This window comes from Pseudomonas sp. AM4(2022), assembly GCF_036346515.1.
GTDB classification, from domain to species: domain Bacteria; phylum Pseudomonadota; class Gammaproteobacteria; order Pseudomonadales; family Pseudomonadaceae; genus Aquipseudomonas; species Aquipseudomonas paracarnis.
Genome location: NZ_JAOTNW010000023.1, coordinates 15,481 through 30,060 on the forward strand (window position 1 = coordinate 15,481; position 14,580 = coordinate 30,060).

Here is a 14,580-nt window from a genome sequence, read left to right on the forward strand (position 1 = left end):
GAAGACCGTTTGAGGGCTTATCCATGCCAAGAAGACGCGTAGCAGCCAAGCGCGAAGTGCTTGACGATCCAAAATACGGAAGCCAAATCCTGGCCAAGTTCATGAACCACGTGATGGAAAGCGGCAAGAAAGCCGTTGCCGAGCGTATCGTTTATGGCGCGCTGGAAAAGGTTAAAGAACGCAAGAACAGCGACCCCCTGGAAATCTTCGAGAAAGCTCTCGACGCCATCGCTCCGCTGGTCGAAGTGAAGTCGCGCCGTGTAGGCGGTGCTACTTACCAGGTTCCGGTTGAAGTTCGCCCGTCCCGTCGTAACGCTCTGGCAATGCGCTGGTTGGTAGACTTCGCCCGTAAGCGCGGCGAGAAGTCTATGGCCCTGCGTTTGGCCGGCGAACTGTTGGACGCTGCTGAAGGTAAAGGTGCTGCTGTTAAGAAGCGTGAAGACGTGCACCGTATGGCTGAAGCCAACAAAGCTTTCTCGCACTACCGCTTCTAATTTTAGCTTCACTAATTTTGCGAGGGCTTTATGGCTCGTACTACTCCGATTAGCCGCTACCGTAACATCGGTATCGTCGCTCACGTGGATGCTGGTAAAACCACCACCACCGAGCGCGTACTGTTTTACACCGGCAAAAGTCACAAAATGGGCGAGGTGCATGACGGCGCCGCGACCACAGACTGGATGGTTCAGGAGCAGGAGCGTGGTATTACCATTACTTCTGCTGCTATTACCGCCTTCTGGAAGGGTTCCGAGAAGCAGTACAAAGACGAGCATCGCTTCAACGTAATCGATACCCCGGGCCACGTAGACTTCACCATTGAAGTTGAACGTTCCCTGCGCGTACTCGACGGCGCTGTCGTTGTGTTCTGCGGCACCTCGGGTGTTGAGCCTCAGTCGGAAACCGTATGGCGTCAAGCCAACAAGTACGGTGTTCCACGTCTTGTTTATGTAAACAAGATGGACCGTGCTGGCGCCAACTTCCTGCGCGTGATCGGTCAGATCAAGCAGCGTCTGGGTCACACTCCGGTGCCTATCCAGTTGGCTATCGGTTCCGAAGACAACTTCCAGGGTCAGATCGATCTGATCAACATGGAAGCTGTTTACTGGAACGATTCCGACAAAGGTATGGTTCCTGTTCGCAAGCCTATCCCTGAAGAGCTTCAGGAACTGGCTGACGAGTGGCGCAACAACATGGTGGAGGCTGCAGCCGAAGCCAGCGAAGAGCTGATGAACAAGTACCTCGAAGGTGAAGAACTCACCAACGTGGAAATCAAGGCTGCTCTGCGTCAGCGTACTATCGCTGGTGAGATCGTCTTGGCTGTTTGCGGTTCCTCGTTCAAGAACAAGGGTGTTCCCCTGGTTCTCGACGCCGTTATCGACTACCTGCCTGCTCCAACTGACATTCCTGCTATCAAGGGTTCCAACCCTGATAACGAGGAAGAAGAAATGGAGCGTCACGCCGATGACAACGAGCCTTTCTCGGCTCTGGCGTTCAAGATCGCTACCGACCCATTCGTGGGTACTTTGACCTTCGTCCGCGTTTACTCGGGCGTGTTGGCCTCCGGCGACGGTGTGATCAACTCGGTTAAAGGCAAGAAAGAGCGCGTAGGTCGTATGGTGCAAATGCACGCAAACGCCCGTGAAGAGATCAAGGAAGTACGCGCTGGTGACATCGCGGCCCTGATCGGCATGAAGGACGTCACCACTGGTGAAACTTTGTGCGACGCTGCCAAGCCAATCATCCTGGTTCGCATGGACTTCCCGGAGCCGGTTATTTCGGTTGCCGTAGAGCCTAAGACCAAGGATGACCAGGAAAAAATGGGTATCGCTCTGGGCAAGCTTGCTCAGGAAGATCCATCTTTCCGTGTCAAGACTGATGAAGAGACTGGTCAAACGATCATCTCCGGCATGGGCGAGCTGCACCTGGACATCCTGGTTGACCGGATGCGCCGTGAGTTCAACGTCGAAGCCAACATCGGTAAGCCTCAGGTTTCCTATCGTGAGCGCATCACGAAGAACTGTGAAATCGAAGGCAAGTTCGTTCGTCAGTCCGGCGGTCGTGGTCAGTTCGGTCACTGCTGGATCCGTTTTGCTCCTGCTGACGAAGGTCAGGAAGGTCTGCAATTCGTGAACGAAGTAGTAGGTGGTGTTGTTCCTAAGGAATACATCCCTGCTATCCAGAAGGGTATCGAAGAGCAGATGAAGAACGGTGTTGTTGCCGGCTATCCGCTGATCGGCCTGAAAGCAACCGTTTTTGACGGTTCTTACCACGACGTCGACTCCAACGAGATGGCGTTTAAGGTGGCTGCTTCCATGGCAACCAAGCAGCTGGCCCAGAAGGGCGGTGGTGAGTTGCTTGAGCCAATCATGGCGGTAGAAGTTGTTACACCTGAAGACTATATGGGTGATGTCATGGGCGACCTTAACCGTCGTCGCGGCATGATCTTGGGTATGGAAGACACGGTTTCCGGCAAAGTGATTCGCGCCGAGGTTCCGTTGGGCGAGATGTTCGGTTATGCGACCGACGTTCGTTCCATGTCCCAGGGTCGCGCAAGCTACTCTATGGAATTCAAAAAATACAACACAGCTCCGGCGCACATCGCTGAAACTGTATCCAAAAAACAAGGCTGATTCAGTCCTTTAGGCAAGGAGTTAATTGTCGTGGCTAAAGAAAAATTTGATCGTTCCCTACCGCACGTCAACGTTGGCACCATCGGTCACGTTGACCACGGTAAAACCACTCTGACTGCTGCTCTGACTCGCGTTTGCTCCGAAGTATTCGGTTCCGCAATCGTTGATTTCGATAAAATCGACAGCGCGCCAGAAGAGAAAGCTCGTGGTATCACCATCAACACCGCGCACGTTGAATACAACTCGCTGATCCGTCACTACGCTCACGTTGACTGCCCAGGTCACGCTGACTATGTGAAGAACATGATCACCGGTGCTGCCCAGATGGACGGCGCAATCCTGGTTTGCTCGGCCGCTGATGGTCCGATGCCACAAACCCGTGAGCACATCCTGCTGTCCCGTCAGGTAGGCGTTCCGTACATCGTGGTTTACCTGAACAAGGCTGACCTGGTAGACGACGCTGAGCTGCTGGAACTGGTTGAGATGGAAGTGCGCGATCTGCTGAGCACTTACGACTTCCCAGGCGACGACACTCCGATCATCATCGGTTCTGCTCGTATGGCTCTGGAAGGCAAAGACGACAACGAAATGGGCACCACGTCCGTTCGTAAACTGGTTGAGACTCTGGATAGCTACATCCCAGATCCAGTCCGTGTTATCGACAAGCCGTTCCTGATGCCAATCGAAGACGTATTCTCGATCTCCGGTCGCGGTACTGTTGTAACTGGTCGTATCGAGCGCGGTATCGTCAAGGTTCAAGATCCACTGGAAATCGTTGGTCTGCGTGACACTACCGTCACCACCTGCACCGGTGTTGAAATGTTCCGTAAACTGCTCGACGAAGGTCGTGCCGGCGAGAACTGCGGCGTTCTGTTGCGTGGTACCAAGCGTGACGACGTTGAGCGTGGCCAGGTTCTGGTCAAGCCAGGTTCGGTTAAGCCGCACACCAAGTTCGAAGCTGAAGTGTACGTACTGAGCAAAGAAGAAGGCGGTCGTCACACTCCGTTCTTCAAAGGCTACCGTCCACAGTTCTACTTCCGTACTACTGACGTGACTGGTAACTGCGAACTGCCGGAAGGCGTAGAAATGGTAATGCCAGGCGACAACATCAAAATGGTTGTCACCCTGATCAAAACCATCGCTATGGAAGACGGTCTGCGTTTCGCAATCCGTGAAGGCGGCCGTACCGTTGGTGCTGGCGTTGTAGCTAAAATCATCGAGTAATCTCTCTTTTGAGTGAGCTTTGATGTTTTGAGAAAGCCCCCGCTTAGCGGGGGCTTTTTTATTGGGTTGACACCTATCTAGGGCGTCTATAGAATTGCGCCTCCTTTTAACGGGCGTATTGCGCCCGGTGGGAATAGCAGCCGGAGTCTGAAATCCAATGCAAAATCAGCAAATCCGTATCAGGTTGAAGGCTTTTGACCATCGCCTGATCGACCAATCCACCCAGGAAATCGTGGAAACCGCGAAACGTACTGGTGCTCAAGTGCGTGGTCCAATTCCACTGCCTACCCGTAAAGAGCGGTTCACCGTTCTGGTCTCCCCGCACGTCAACAAAGACGCGCGTGACCAGTACGAGATCCGTACTCATAAGCGCGTACTGGACATCGTCCAGCCAACGGATAAAACCGTTGATGCACTTATGAAGCTCGATCTGGCGGCCGGTGTGGAAGTACAGATCAGCCTCGGCTAAGACTTGGGTCTTAGTCGTGTAACGCTCTGAAATGGGCGGCCATAGCGGGTGAAAGCCCCGTACACTCATGAGGTTTACAACATGACTATTGGTGTAGTCGGTCGTAAATGCGGTATGACCCGTATTTTCACCGAAGAAGGTGTCTCCATTCCGGTCACGGTCATTGAGATCGAACCGAATCGCGTCACCCAGTTCAAAACTGAAGAAACCGATGGCTATCGTGCAGTGCAAGTCACTGTCGGCGAGCGTCGTGCTTCGCGCGTGACTGCTGCTCAAGCAGGTCACTTCGCTAAAGCAAACGTTGCAGCTGGTCGTACTGTCATGGAGTTCCGTCTTGAAGACGGCGACTACCAGGCTGGCGATCTGATCAACGCTGAAATCTTCGCCGCTGGTCAACTGGTCGATGTGACCGGTCAGTCCAAAGGTAAAGGCTTCCAGGGTACGATCAAGCGTTGGAATTTCCGTGGTCAAGACAACACTCACGGTAACTCCGTTTCCCACCGCGTCCCGGGCTCTATTGGCCAGTGCCAGACTCCTGGTCGTGTATTCAAGGGCAAAAAAATGTCCGGTCATATGGGCGCTGAGCGCGTGACCGTGCAGTCCCTCGAAGTAGTGCGCGTCGACGCTGAACGCAATCTGTTGTTGGTCAAGGGTGCTGTTCCTGGCGCTACTGGCGGCAACCTGGTTGTACGTCCAGCGGCCAAGGCTCGCGGTTAAGGGGAAGCTGACATGCAATTAAATGTAAATGACGCTCAAGCGATCGAAGTTTCCGAACTGACATTTGGCGGCGAATTCAACGAGACGCTCGTTCACCAAGCAGTCGTGGCCTACATGGCCGGCGGCCGTCAAGGTAGCAAGCAGCAAAAGACCCGTTCCGACGTACGTGGTGGCGGTAAGCGCCCTTGGCGTCAGAAAGGCACTGGCCGTGCTCGTGCCGGTACTATCCGTAGCCCAATCTGGCGTGGCGGCGGTACCACTTTCGCAGCTCGTCCACAGGATCACTCTCAGAAGCTCAACAAGAAGATGTACCGCGCAGCACTGCGCTCCATCCTTGCTGAACTCGTGCGTACTGATCGTCTGGTCGTGGTTCAAGACTTCGCTGTTGAAAGTCCAAAAACCAAAGATCTGCTGGGCAAACTGAACAACATGAGCCTGACCGACGTTTTGATCGTGTCCGAAGCTGTTGATCAGAACCTGTACCTGGCTGCTCGTAACCTGCCACACGTTGATGTACGTGACGTGCAAGGTTCCGATCCAGTTAGTCTGATCGCATACGACAAGGTGTTGATCACCGTGTCGGCCGTGAAGAAATTCGAGGAGCTGCTGGGATGAACCAGGAACGCGTATTTAAAGTTCTGCTTGGCCCGCACGTTTCCGAAAAGGCTACGGTTCTGGCTGACAAGAAAGGCCAGTTCGTTTTCAAGGTTGCAACTGACGCAACCAAGCTGGAAATCAAGAAGGCCGTCGAAAGCCTGTTCAGCGTGAAAGTAGAGCGTGTTACTACCCTGAACGTTCTGGGTAAGAGCAAGCGCACTGCTCGCGGTCTGGGCAAGCGTAATGACTGGAAGAAGGCAGTTATCTCCCTTCAGCCAGGCCAAGATCTCGATTTCAGCAGCAGTGCTGAGTAAGGAAGGGGTGCATCATGGCAATCGTTAAATGCAAACCGACTTCCCCTGGCCGCCGTTTTGTGGTCAAGGTGGTCAACCAGGAGCTGCATAAAGGCGCTCCTCACGCACCGCTGCTCGAGAAGAAATCGAAGTCTGGTGGTCGTAACAACAATGGTCGTATTACCACTCGTCACATTGGTGGTGGCCATAAGCAGCATTATCGTCTGGTCGACTTCCGTCGCAACGACAAAGATGGCATCGCTGCCACTGTCGAGCGTATCGAATACGATCCAAACCGTACTGCTCACATCGCTCTGCTGCTGTACGCAGATGGCGAGCGTCGCTACATCATTGCCCCTAAAGGCGTGAGTGCTGGCGACCAGCTGATCGCAGGTGCTCTGGCACCGATCAAGCCGGGCAACGCTCTGCAACTGCGTAACATTCCAGTTGGTAGCACCGTACACGGCATCGAATTGAAGCCAGGTAAAGGCGCTCAGATCGCTCGTTCCGCTGGTGCTTCGGCTCAGCTGATCGCTCGTGAAGGTGTCTACGTGACCCTGCGTCTGCGTTCTGGTGAGATGCGTAAAGTACTGGCTGAATGCCGTGCGACCCTGGGCGAAGTCTCGAACTCCGAGCACAGCCTGCGTTCGTTGGGTAAAGCTGGTGCCAAACGCTGGCGTGGCGTTCGCCCAACCGTTCGTGGTGTTGCCATGAACCCGGTTGACCACCCACACGGTGGTGGTGAAGGTCGTACCTCTGGTGGTCGTCATCCGGTATCGCCATGGGGCTTCCCGACTAAGGGCGCGAAGACTCGTGGTAATAAGCGTACCGACAAAATGATCGTCCGTCGTCGCAAGTAAATAGAGGGATACGACAGTGCCACGTTCTCTGAAAAAAGGTCCTTTTATTGATCTTCACCTACTGAAGAAGATCGAAGTGGCGGCGGAAAAGAACGATCGCAAACCAGTTAAGACCTGGTCGCGTCGTTCGATGATCCTGCCACAAATGGTCGGTCTGACCATCGCAGTACACAACGGTCGTCAACACGTCCCAGTTCTCGTTAACGAAGACATGGTCGGCCACAAACTGGGCGAGTTTGCCGGTACCCGCACTTATCGTGGGCACGTGGCAGACAAGAAAGCCAAGCGTTAAGGGGTTAGGAAATGGAAGTAGCCGCTAAGTTGTCGGGCGCTCGAATCTCCGCCCAGAAAGCCCGCTTGGTCGCCGACCAGATCCGCGGGAAGAAGGTGGGCGAAGCGCTCAACCTGTTGGCTTTCAGCAGTAAGAAAGCCGCCGAGATCATGAAGAAAGTGCTGGAGTCGGCCGTAGCCAACGCCGAGCATAACGAAGGCGCAGACGTTGATGACCTGAAGGTCAGCACCGTTTTCGTCAACGAAGGGCGTTCGCTGAAGCGCATCATGCCACGTGCCAAAGGCCGTGCTGATCGCATCGTCAAGCGGTCTTGCCATATCACTGTCAAGGTTGCTGACAAGTAACGGAGTCGAAGAGATGGGTCAGAAAGTACATCCCATTGGCATTCGCCTGGGAATCGTCAAGGAGCACACCTCCGTCTGGTACGCAGACGGTCGGACTTATGCGGACTACTTGTTCGCTGATCTGAAGGTGCGTGAGTATCTCCAAGACAAACTAAAAAGCGCGTCCGTAAGCCGTATCGATATCCATCGTCCGGCCCAAACTGCACGTATCACCATCCACACCGCTCGTCCAGGTATCGTTATCGGGAAGAAAGGTGAAGATGTTGAGAAACTGCGTCAGGACCTGACCAAGCAAATGGGTGTGCCTGTGCACATCAATATCGAAGAGATCCGCAAGCCGGAGCTCGACGGTATGCTGGTTGCGCAGAGCGTAGCTCAGCAGCTGGAGCGTCGCGTAATGTTCCGTCGCGCTATGAAGCGCGCCGTACAGAACGCCATGCGCATTGGTGCCAAAGGCATCAAAATCCAAGTGAGCGGTCGTCTCGGCGGTGCTGAAATCGCACGTACTGAATGGTATCGCGAAGGTCGTGTGCCACTGCACACCCTGCGTGCCGACATCGACTATGCCAACTACGAAGCTCACACCACTTACGGTGTGATCGGTGTAAAGGTTTGGATCTTCAAAGGCGAAGTAATTGGTGGTCGCCAAGAAGAACTGAAACCACAAGCACCAGCGCCTCGTAAAAAAGCTGCTAAGTAAGGGGTACGCCAAATGTTGCAACCTAAGCGTACGAAGTTCCGCAAGCAGATGACAGGCCACAACCGTGGTCTGGCTCAGCGCGGTAGCAAAGTCAGCTTCGGCGAGTTCGCGCTGAAGTCTGTAGCTCGTGGTCGTCTCACCGCTCGTCAGATCGAGTCAGCGCGTCGTGCTCTGACCCGTCACGTAAAACGTGGCGGCAAGATCTGGATCCGTGTATTCCCGGACAAGCCGATCTCCAAAAAACCTCTCGAGGTTCGGATGGGTAAAGGTAAGGGTAACGTGGAGTACTGGGTAGCCCAGATTCAGCCAGGCAAAGTCCTGTATGAAATCGAGGGTGTTTCTGAAGAGCTGGCGCGTGAGGCTTTCGCCCTGGCTGCTGCAAAGCTGCCGCTCGCCACCTCCTTTGTTAAACGGACGGTGATGTGATGAAAGCGAATGAACTTCGTGAAAAATCCGCACAGCAGCTGAACGAGCAACTGCTCGGCCTGCTGCGCGACCAGTTCAATCTGCGTATGCAGAAAGCAACTGGCCAGTTGGGGCAGTCTCATCTGCTCTCGCAAGTTAAGCGTGACATCGCTCGCGTGAAGACTGTGCTCAACCAGCAGGCAGGTAAGTGATCATGGCTGAAGCCGAAAAGACTGTCCGTACGCTGACTGGCCGTGTTGTCAGCGACAAGATGGACAAAACCATCACCGTTTTGATCGAGCGTCGCGTTAAGCACCCGATCTACGGTAAATATGTTAAGCGTTCGACTAAGCTGCACGCGCACGACGAAACCAATCAGTGCCACATCGGCGACAAAGTCACTATTCGTGAAACTCGTCCGATGGCCAAGACCAAGTCTTGGGCGCTGGTTGATGTTCTCGAACGCGCTGTGGAAGTCTAAGGACTAGGGGTCGGAGAAATTATATGATTCAGACTCAATCCATGCTCGATGTGGCCGATAACAGCGGCGCTCGCCGTGTTATGTGCATCAAGGTGCTGGGTGGCTCCCATCGTCGTTACGCTGGTATCGGTGACATCATCAAAGTTACCGTGAAGGAAGCAATTCCTCGCGGTAAGGTGAAAAAAGGCCAAGTGATGACTGCTGTTGTAGTCCGCACTCGTCACGGCGTACGTCGTGCTGATGGCTCCATTATCCGCTTTGATGGCAACGCTGCTGTTCTTCTGAACAACAAGCAAGAGCCGATCGGCACCCGTATCTTTGGGCCAGTGACCCGTGAACTTCGTACTGAGAAGTTCATGAAGATCGTCTCGCTCGCCCCAGAAGTGCTGTAAGGAGATCCGACATGCAAAAGATTCGTCGTGACGACGAGATCATCGTGATCGCCGGCAAAGACAAAGGTAAGCGCGGTAAGGTGCTTAAGGTTCTCGCTAATAACCGTCTGGTTATCGGTGGTCTGAACCTGGTCAAGCGTCATACCAAGCCTAACCCGATGTCGGGCGTGCAGGGCGGTATCGTCGAGAAAGAAGCTCCGCTGGATGCTTCTAACGTCGCCATCTTCAACGGCGAAACCAACAAGGCTGACCGCGTTGGTTTCAAAGTAGAAGACGGTAAGAAAATTCGTGTCTTCAAGTCGACCCAAAAAGCGGTTGATGCTTGAACACTGCTAGGTAGATTAGACCATGGCACGACTACAAGAGATTTACCGGAAGGAAATCGCCCCTAAGCTTAAGGAAGAACTTAAGCTCGGGAACGTGATGGAAGTTCCGCGCGTCACCAAAATTACCCTGAACATGGGTCTGGGCGAAGCGATCGGCGACAAAAAAGTCATCGAGCACGCTGTTGCCGACCTGGAAAAGATCACCGGTCAAAAAGTCGTTGTGACTTACGCTCGGAAATCCATCGCTGGCTTTAAAGTCCGTGAAGGTTGGCCGATCGGCGTCAAGGTGACTCTGCGCCGTGAGCGTATGTACGAATTCCTGGATCGTCTGCTGTCGATCTCCCTGCCTCGGGTTCGCGACTTCCGCGGCCTGAATGCCAAGTCCTTCGATGGTCGTGGTAACTACAGCATGGGCGTGAAAGAGCAGATCATCTTCCCGGAAATCGACTACGACAAGATCGATGCTCTCCGCGGTCTGGACATCACCCTGACCACCACTGCCAAGAACGATGATGAAGGTCGCGCCCTGTTGCGTGCTTTCAAATTCCCGTTCCGCAACTGATTGGAGTAGGACCATGGCCAAGATGAGCATGAAAAACCGCGAGCTGAAGCGTCAGCTCACGGTTGCCAAGTACGCCAAGAAGCGTGCAGCACTGAAAGCAATCATCGTTGATCTGAACGCAAGTCCAGAAGCACGCTGGGAAGCTACAGTTGCTCTGCAGAAGCAGCCACGTGACGCAAGCGCTTCGCGCATGCGTAACCGCTGCCGCCTGACCGGTCGTCCACACGGCGTTTACCGCAAGTTCGGCCTCGGCCGTAACAAACTGCGTGAAGCGGCAATGCGTGGTGACGTACCAGGTCTGGTTAAAGCCAGCTGGTAAGTACTTTCAACGTCCAGGTGGTCGGAATCGCAAGATACTGACCGCCGGTGACCTTGAATCTGGATCAAGCCCCTTTTGGGGCTTGTTTCATTTCTGGAGTATGTCTAAAATACGCGGCTCGCCTGAGCCCGTGTTTTTTGTGCTCGGAGATTCTCGGCGACATATGTAGCCGCAAGGCTAATTTTTTTGTATTAGGAGCGTCTAGCCCATGAGTATGCAGGACCCGTTAGCGGACATGCTAACTCGTATCCGTAATGCCCAGATGGCTGAAAAGTCCGTCGTAAGCATGCCATCTTCCAAGTTGAAGGTAGCTGTTGCCAAAGTCCTGAAAGACGAAGGCTACATTGCGGGTTATCAGATCAGCAGCGAAATCAAACCACTGCTGTCCATCGAGCTGAAGTACTTCGAAGGCCGTTCGGTCATCGAGGAAGTGAAGCGCGTTAGCCGTCCAGGCCTGCGTCAGTACAAGTCCGCTGAGGATCTGCCGAAAGTTCGTGGCGGTCTGGGCGTGTCTATCGTCTCCACCAACAAAGGTGTGATGACGGATCGTGCTGCGCGCGCTGCCGGTGTCGGCGGCGAAGTTCTTTGCACTGTGTTCTAAGGGGGGATAAGCATGTCTCGCGTCGCTAAGAACCCCGTTAAGCTGCCAGCCGGTGTCGAAGTCAAATTCGCAGGCCAACAGCTTTCGGTGAAGGGTGCCAAGGGTACTCTTGAACTGAACATCCATTCGTCCGTTGAGATCGTTGAAGAAGCTGGTGAGCTGCGTTTCGCTGCTCGCAATGGCGATCAACAAACTCGCGCAATGGCCGGTACCACGCGTGCGTTGGTAAACAACATGGTCCAAGGCGTAAGCCAAGGCTTCGAGCGCAAGCTCCAGCTGGTCGGTGTTGGTTACAAAGCGCAAGCAAAAGGCACGGTTTTGAACCTTGCCCTTGGCTTCTCGCACCCAGTGGATTACGAACTGCCAGCGGGCATCACTGCTGAGACTCCTAGCCAGACCGATATCCTGATCAAGGGCATCGACAAGCAGCTGGTAGGTCAAGTGGCCGCTGAGATCCGCGACTTCCGTCCACCAGAGCCGTACAAAGGCAAAGGTGTGCGCTACGCGGACGAAGTCGTCCGTCGTAAAGAAGCCAAGAAGAAGTAGGGCATAGCAAATGACCGACAAAAAAGTTACTCGACTGCGTCGCGCTCGCAAAGCACGCCTGAAAATGCACGAACTCGAAGTCGTGCGTCTCTGCGTGTTCCGCTCGTCGCAGCACATCTACGCCCAGGTCATCTCGGCCGACGGCAACAAAGTCCTGGCAAGCGCCTCGACTTTGGATAAAGAACTGCGTGATGGTGCCACTGGCAACATCGACGCGGCCACAAAGGTTGGCCAGCTGGTCGCTACGCGTGCTAAGGCCGCTGGCGTCTCGCAAGTGGCTTTCGACCGCTCTGGCTTCAAGTACCACGGCCGCGTGAAAGCGCTGGCTGATGCTGCTCGTGAAGCTGGGCTGGAGTTCTAAGTTATGTCAAATAACGACCAAAAGCGCGACGAAGGCTACATTGAGAAGCTGGTTCAAGTTAACCGCGTAGCCAAAACCGTTAAAGGCGGCCGTATCTTCACTTTCACCGCGTTGACCGTGGTGGGTGATGGTAAAGGGCGTGTTGGCTTCGGCCGTGGCAAGTCACGTGAAGTGCCTGCCGCGATCCAGAAGGCAATGGAAGCTGCTCGTCGCAACATGATCCAAGTTGATCTGAACGGCACCACTCTGCAGTACGCAATGAAGTCCGCTCACGGCGCTTCGAAGGTGTACATGCAGCCTGCTTCTGAAGGTACCGGTATCATCGCTGGCGGCGCTATGCGTGCTGTCCTCGAAGTTGCTGGCGTTCAGAACGTTCTGGCCAAGTGCTACGGCTCGACTAACCCGGTAAACGTGGTTCACGCCACTTTCAAGGGTCTGAAGGCTATGCAATCTCCTGAGTCCATCGCTGCTAAGCGTGGTCTGACTGTCAAGGAGATCTTCTGATCATGGCTACCGTTAAAGTAACGCTGATCAAAAGCATGACCGGCCGCATCCCTAACCACAAATTGTGCGTTAAAGGTTTGGGTCTGCGTCGCATCGGTCACACTGTAGAAGTCCAGGATACTCCCGAGAATCGCGGGATGATCAACAAGGCTTACTACATGCTGCGTGTAGAGGGTTAATCGATGAAACTCAATGATCTGAGTCCAGCGCCGGGTTCCCGTCGCGAAAAGCATCGTCCGGGCCGTGGTATCGGTAGTGGTTTGGGTAAGACCGGTGGCCGTGGCCACAAGGGTCAAACCTCCCGCTCCGGTGGCACCATTGCTCCAGGCTTTGAAGGTGGTCAACAGCCGCTGCATCGTCGCCTGCCTAAGTTCGGTTTCGTATCCCTGAAAGCCATGGACCGCGCAGAAGTGCGTCTGTCCGAGCTGGCTAAAGTGGAAGGCGACATCGTTACTGTGCAGACCCTGAAAGATGCCAACGTGATCAACGTCAACGTACAGCGTGTGAAAATCATGCTGTCCGGTGAAGTGACTCGCGCTGTCACTATCGGCAAGGGAATCGGCGCCACCAAAGGTGCGCGTTCGGCTATCGAAGCAGCTGGCGGCAAGTTCGAGGAATAAATGGCTAAGCAAGGTGCTCTCTCAGCGCTCGGCAAAGGCGGTATGTCTGAACTTTGGGCTCGTCTGCGTTTTCTGTTCCTGGCGATTATCGTCTACCGAATAGGCGCACACATCCCGGTTCCAGGTATCAACCCGGACCGACTCGCAGACCTGTTTCGACAGAATGAGGGGACCATTCTTAGCTTGTTCAACATGTTTTCCGGCGGCGCGCTGGAGCGGATGAGCATCTTTGCACTGGGGATCATGCCGTACATTTCGGCATCGATCATCATGCAACTGATGACAGCCGTCAGCCCGCAGCTGGAGCAGTTGAAGAAGGAAGGTGAAGCTGGCCGTCGCAAGATTAGCCAGTACACCCGCTACGGCACTGTCGTCCTCGCCCTGGTTCAAGCTATCGGCATGTCCGTTGGCCTGGCAGGGCAGGGCGTTGCGTTCACTGGTGACTTTGGCTTCCATTTCGTCGCAGTATCCACGTTTGTGGCTGGTGCGATGTTCATGATGTGGCTGGGTGAGCAGATTACTGAGCGTGGTGTTGGCAACGGTATCTCGATGTTGATTTTCGCAGGTATCGTCGCCGGTCTTCCGAGAGCAATCGGGCAGTCTTTCGAGTCTGCGCGTCAGGGTGATATCAATATCTTCGCCTTGGTTGCCATCGGTTTGCTGGCAGTAGCGATTATCGGTTTTGTGGTGTTCATTGAGCGTGGCCAGCGTCGTATTGCTGTTCACTACGCCAAGCGTCAGCAGGGCCGTAAGGTCTTCGCTGCGCAGACCAGCCACTTGCCGCTGAAAGTGAATATGGCCGGTGTTATTCCGGCAATTTTCGCGAGCAGCATCTTGCTGTTTCCGGCTTCGTTGGGTACCTGGTTTGGTCAGTCCGAAAATATGGGCTGGTTGCAGGACCTCTCTCAGTCGATCGCTCCTGGTCAGCCGTTGAATATTCTGCTGTTTAGTGCAGGGATTATTTTCTTCTGCTTCTTCTATACGGCGTTGATGTTCAATCCGAAAGACGTAGCGGAAAACCTGAAGAAGTCCGGTGCCTTTATTCCGGGCATCCGTCCAGGTGAGCAGTCGGCACGCTATATTGATGGCGTTCTGACCCGTTTGACCCTGTTCGGTGCTCTATATATGACGGCCGTGTGCTTGTTGCCCCAGTTCCTGGTGGTTGCAGCAAACGTTCCGTTCTACCTTGGCGGGACCTCGTTGCTGATCGTGGTCGTGGTTGTGATGGACTTCATGTCCCAAGTACAATCGCACCTCGTTTCGCACCAGTACGAATCCCTGATGAAGAAAGCCAACCTGAAGGGCTACGGCAGCGGCATGTTGCGCTGAGTACCCCA

The 14,580-nt window shown here is 54.3% G+C and carries 25 protein-coding genes; all 25 read left to right on the plus strand.

All coding sequences use genetic code 11. The features are described 5' to 3' along the window. Positions 1-23 precede the first annotated feature (23 nt). Entirely contained in the window at positions 24-494 is a 471-nt protein-coding gene (gene rpsG / locus ODQ19_RS23755; RefSeq protein WP_002555493.1) for a 30S ribosomal protein S7, read from the plus strand. A gap of 30 nt (positions 495-524) precedes the next feature. Then, the gene (gene fusA, locus ODQ19_RS23760; RefSeq protein ID WP_003194651.1) at positions 525-2,630 is read left to right on the plus strand and encodes an elongation factor G; all 2,106 of its coding nucleotides are present in this window, start codon (positions 525-527) and stop codon (positions 2,628-2,630) included. A gap of 30 nt (positions 2,631-2,660) precedes the next feature. Next, positions 2,661-3,854, plus strand: a complete 1,194-nt coding sequence (tuf, locus tag ODQ19_RS23765) for an elongation factor Tu (RefSeq protein ID WP_003176426.1) — start codon at positions 2,661-2,663, stop codon at positions 3,852-3,854. Between the two features lie 157 nt (positions 3,855-4,011). Beyond that, complete coding sequence (gene rpsJ, locus ODQ19_RS23770; protein WP_003186070.1) at positions 4,012-4,323, plus strand: 30S ribosomal protein S10; 312 nt, start codon at positions 4,012-4,014, stop codon at positions 4,321-4,323. A gap of 81 nt (positions 4,324-4,404) precedes the next feature. Then, positions 4,405-5,040, plus strand: a complete 636-nt coding sequence (rplC, locus tag ODQ19_RS23775) for a 50S ribosomal protein L3 (RefSeq protein WP_003194649.1) — start codon at positions 4,405-4,407, stop codon at positions 5,038-5,040. A 12-nt stretch (positions 5,041-5,052) separates the two neighbouring features. Further along, the gene (rplD, locus tag ODQ19_RS23780) at positions 5,053-5,655 is read left to right on the plus strand and encodes a 50S ribosomal protein L4 (protein ID WP_003176424.1); all 603 of its coding nucleotides are present in this window, start codon (positions 5,053-5,055) and stop codon (positions 5,653-5,655) included. After that, complete coding sequence (gene rplW / locus ODQ19_RS23785; protein WP_002555488.1) at positions 5,652-5,951, plus strand: 50S ribosomal protein L23; 300 nt, start codon at positions 5,652-5,654, stop codon at positions 5,949-5,951. Before rplD ends, rplW begins: the two co-directional genes overlap by 4 nt. A 14-nt stretch (positions 5,952-5,965) precedes the next feature. Beyond that, positions 5,966-6,790, plus strand: a complete 825-nt coding sequence (rplB, locus tag ODQ19_RS23790) for a 50S ribosomal protein L2 (RefSeq protein WP_003186055.1) — start codon at positions 5,966-5,968, stop codon at positions 6,788-6,790. Between the two features lie 16 nt (positions 6,791-6,806). Next, positions 6,807-7,082, plus strand: coding sequence for a 30S ribosomal protein S19 (gene rpsS, locus ODQ19_RS23795; protein ID WP_002555486.1), 276 nt, complete (start codon positions 6,807-6,809; stop codon positions 7,080-7,082). Between the two features lie 11 nt (positions 7,083-7,093). Further along, the gene (gene rplV, locus ODQ19_RS23800; protein WP_003103908.1) at positions 7,094-7,426 is read left to right on the plus strand and encodes a 50S ribosomal protein L22; all 333 of its coding nucleotides are present in this window, start codon (positions 7,094-7,096) and stop codon (positions 7,424-7,426) included. Between the two features lie 13 nt (positions 7,427-7,439). Further along, a complete protein-coding gene (rpsC, locus tag ODQ19_RS23805) occupies positions 7,440-8,126 on the plus strand; it encodes a 30S ribosomal protein S3 (RefSeq protein ID WP_003176422.1) in 687 nt (228 codons plus the stop codon). Between the two features lie 12 nt (positions 8,127-8,138). Continuing rightward, the gene (gene rplP, locus ODQ19_RS23810) at positions 8,139-8,552 is read left to right on the plus strand and encodes a 50S ribosomal protein L16 (RefSeq protein WP_003176421.1); all 414 of its coding nucleotides are present in this window, start codon (positions 8,139-8,141) and stop codon (positions 8,550-8,552) included. Continuing rightward, positions 8,552-8,743, plus strand: coding sequence for a 50S ribosomal protein L29 (gene rpmC, locus ODQ19_RS23815; protein ID WP_002555481.1), 192 nt, complete (start codon positions 8,552-8,554; stop codon positions 8,741-8,743). Before rplP ends, rpmC begins: the two co-directional genes overlap by 1 nt. A gap of 2 nt (positions 8,744-8,745) precedes the next feature. After that, positions 8,746-9,012, plus strand: a complete 267-nt coding sequence (gene rpsQ / locus ODQ19_RS23820) for a 30S ribosomal protein S17 (protein WP_003194644.1) — start codon at positions 8,746-8,748, stop codon at positions 9,010-9,012. A gap of 23 nt (positions 9,013-9,035) precedes the next feature. After that, positions 9,036-9,404: a 50S ribosomal protein L14 gene (gene rplN / locus ODQ19_RS23825; RefSeq protein ID WP_002555479.1), complete on the plus strand. Its 369-nt coding sequence runs from the start codon at positions 9,036-9,038 to the stop codon at positions 9,402-9,404. An 11-nt stretch (positions 9,405-9,415) separates the two neighbouring features. After that, positions 9,416-9,730 (plus strand): 50S ribosomal protein L24, encoded by a 315-nt coding sequence (gene rplX / locus ODQ19_RS23830; RefSeq protein ID WP_003176416.1) that lies wholly within the window; start codon positions 9,416-9,418, stop codon positions 9,728-9,730. 22 nt (positions 9,731-9,752) lie between these two features. After that, the gene (rplE, locus tag ODQ19_RS23835) at positions 9,753-10,292 is read left to right on the plus strand and encodes a 50S ribosomal protein L5 (RefSeq protein ID WP_003194642.1); all 540 of its coding nucleotides are present in this window, start codon (positions 9,753-9,755) and stop codon (positions 10,290-10,292) included. Positions 10,293-10,305: 13 nt separating this feature from the next. Further along, a complete protein-coding gene (gene rpsN / locus ODQ19_RS23840; protein WP_003176414.1) occupies positions 10,306-10,611 on the plus strand; it encodes a 30S ribosomal protein S14 in 306 nt (101 codons plus the stop codon). Positions 10,612-10,819: 208 nt separating this feature from the next. Further along, complete coding sequence (gene rpsH, locus ODQ19_RS23845) at positions 10,820-11,212, plus strand: 30S ribosomal protein S8 (RefSeq protein ID WP_003176413.1); 393 nt, start codon at positions 10,820-10,822, stop codon at positions 11,210-11,212. Positions 11,213-11,224: 12 nt separating this feature from the next. Continuing rightward, positions 11,225-11,758: a 50S ribosomal protein L6 gene (gene rplF / locus ODQ19_RS23850; RefSeq protein ID WP_003194640.1), complete on the plus strand. Its 534-nt coding sequence runs from the start codon at positions 11,225-11,227 to the stop codon at positions 11,756-11,758. 10 nt (positions 11,759-11,768) lie between these two features. After that, positions 11,769-12,119, plus strand: a complete 351-nt coding sequence (rplR, locus tag ODQ19_RS23855) for a 50S ribosomal protein L18 (RefSeq protein WP_003186037.1) — start codon at positions 11,769-11,771, stop codon at positions 12,117-12,119. Between the two features lie 3 nt (positions 12,120-12,122). After that, positions 12,123-12,623, plus strand: a complete 501-nt coding sequence (rpsE, locus tag ODQ19_RS23860) for a 30S ribosomal protein S5 (RefSeq protein WP_003176409.1) — start codon at positions 12,123-12,125, stop codon at positions 12,621-12,623. A gap of 2 nt (positions 12,624-12,625) precedes the next feature. Then, a complete protein-coding gene (rpmD, locus tag ODQ19_RS23865) occupies positions 12,626-12,802 on the plus strand; it encodes a 50S ribosomal protein L30 (RefSeq protein ID WP_003176408.1) in 177 nt (58 codons plus the stop codon). A 3-nt stretch (positions 12,803-12,805) separates the two neighbouring features. Beyond that, on the plus strand, positions 12,806-13,243 hold the full coding sequence (rplO, locus tag ODQ19_RS23870; protein ID WP_003176407.1) for a 50S ribosomal protein L15: 438 nt from the start codon (positions 12,806-12,808) through the stop codon (positions 13,241-13,243). Beyond that, complete coding sequence (secY, locus tag ODQ19_RS23875; protein ID WP_003194637.1) at positions 13,244-14,572, plus strand: preprotein translocase subunit SecY; 1,329 nt, start codon at positions 13,244-13,246, stop codon at positions 14,570-14,572. Positions 14,573-14,580 lie beyond the last annotated feature (8 nt).

What these genes read in the sequence shown, in the direction of transcription:
- rplR (WP_003186037.1), top strand. Translation starts at nt 11,769, where the DNA reads ATGACCGACAAAAAAGTTACTCGACTGCGTCGCGCTCGCAAAGCACGC.
- fusA (WP_003194651.1), top strand. Translation starts at nt 525, where the DNA reads ATGGCTCGTACTACTCCGATTAGCCGCTACCGTAACATCGGTATCGTC.
- rplO (WP_003176407.1), top strand. Translation starts at nt 12,806, where the DNA reads ATGAAACTCAATGATCTGAGTCCAGCGCCGGGTTCCCGTCGCGAAAAG.
- rplW (WP_002555488.1), top strand. Translation starts at nt 5,652, where the DNA reads ATGAACCAGGAACGCGTATTTAAAGTTCTGCTTGGCCCGCACGTTTCC.
- rpmC (WP_002555481.1), top strand. Translation starts at nt 8,552, where the DNA reads ATGAAAGCGAATGAACTTCGTGAAAAATCCGCACAGCAGCTGAACGAG.
- secY (WP_003194637.1), top strand. Translation starts at nt 13,244, where the DNA reads ATGGCTAAGCAAGGTGCTCTCTCAGCGCTCGGCAAAGGCGGTATGTCT.
- rplX (WP_003176416.1), top strand. Translation starts at nt 9,416, where the DNA reads ATGCAAAAGATTCGTCGTGACGACGAGATCATCGTGATCGCCGGCAAA.
- rplB (WP_003186055.1), top strand. Translation starts at nt 5,966, where the DNA reads ATGGCAATCGTTAAATGCAAACCGACTTCCCCTGGCCGCCGTTTTGTG.
- rpsJ (WP_003186070.1), top strand. Translation starts at nt 4,012, where the DNA reads ATGCAAAATCAGCAAATCCGTATCAGGTTGAAGGCTTTTGACCATCGC.
- rplF (WP_003194640.1), top strand. Translation starts at nt 11,225, where the DNA reads ATGTCTCGCGTCGCTAAGAACCCCGTTAAGCTGCCAGCCGGTGTCGAA.
- rplD (WP_003176424.1), top strand. Translation starts at nt 5,053, where the DNA reads ATGCAATTAAATGTAAATGACGCTCAAGCGATCGAAGTTTCCGAACTG.
- rpsH (WP_003176413.1), top strand. Translation starts at nt 10,820, where the DNA reads ATGAGTATGCAGGACCCGTTAGCGGACATGCTAACTCGTATCCGTAAT.
- rplE (WP_003194642.1), top strand. Translation starts at nt 9,753, where the DNA reads ATGGCACGACTACAAGAGATTTACCGGAAGGAAATCGCCCCTAAGCTT.
- rpsN (WP_003176414.1), top strand. Translation starts at nt 10,306, where the DNA reads ATGGCCAAGATGAGCATGAAAAACCGCGAGCTGAAGCGTCAGCTCACG.
- rpsG (WP_002555493.1), top strand. Translation starts at nt 24, where the DNA reads ATGCCAAGAAGACGCGTAGCAGCCAAGCGCGAAGTGCTTGACGATCCA.
- rpsE (WP_003176409.1), top strand. Translation starts at nt 12,123, where the DNA reads ATGTCAAATAACGACCAAAAGCGCGACGAAGGCTACATTGAGAAGCTG.
- rplN (WP_002555479.1), top strand. Translation starts at nt 9,036, where the DNA reads ATGATTCAGACTCAATCCATGCTCGATGTGGCCGATAACAGCGGCGCT.
- rpmD (WP_003176408.1), top strand. Translation starts at nt 12,626, where the DNA reads ATGGCTACCGTTAAAGTAACGCTGATCAAAAGCATGACCGGCCGCATC.
- rplC (WP_003194649.1), top strand. Translation starts at nt 4,405, where the DNA reads ATGACTATTGGTGTAGTCGGTCGTAAATGCGGTATGACCCGTATTTTC.
- rplV (WP_003103908.1), top strand. Translation starts at nt 7,094, where the DNA reads ATGGAAGTAGCCGCTAAGTTGTCGGGCGCTCGAATCTCCGCCCAGAAA.
- rplP (WP_003176421.1), top strand. Translation starts at nt 8,139, where the DNA reads ATGTTGCAACCTAAGCGTACGAAGTTCCGCAAGCAGATGACAGGCCAC.
- rpsC (WP_003176422.1), top strand. Translation starts at nt 7,440, where the DNA reads ATGGGTCAGAAAGTACATCCCATTGGCATTCGCCTGGGAATCGTCAAG.
- rpsQ (WP_003194644.1), top strand. Translation starts at nt 8,746, where the DNA reads ATGGCTGAAGCCGAAAAGACTGTCCGTACGCTGACTGGCCGTGTTGTC.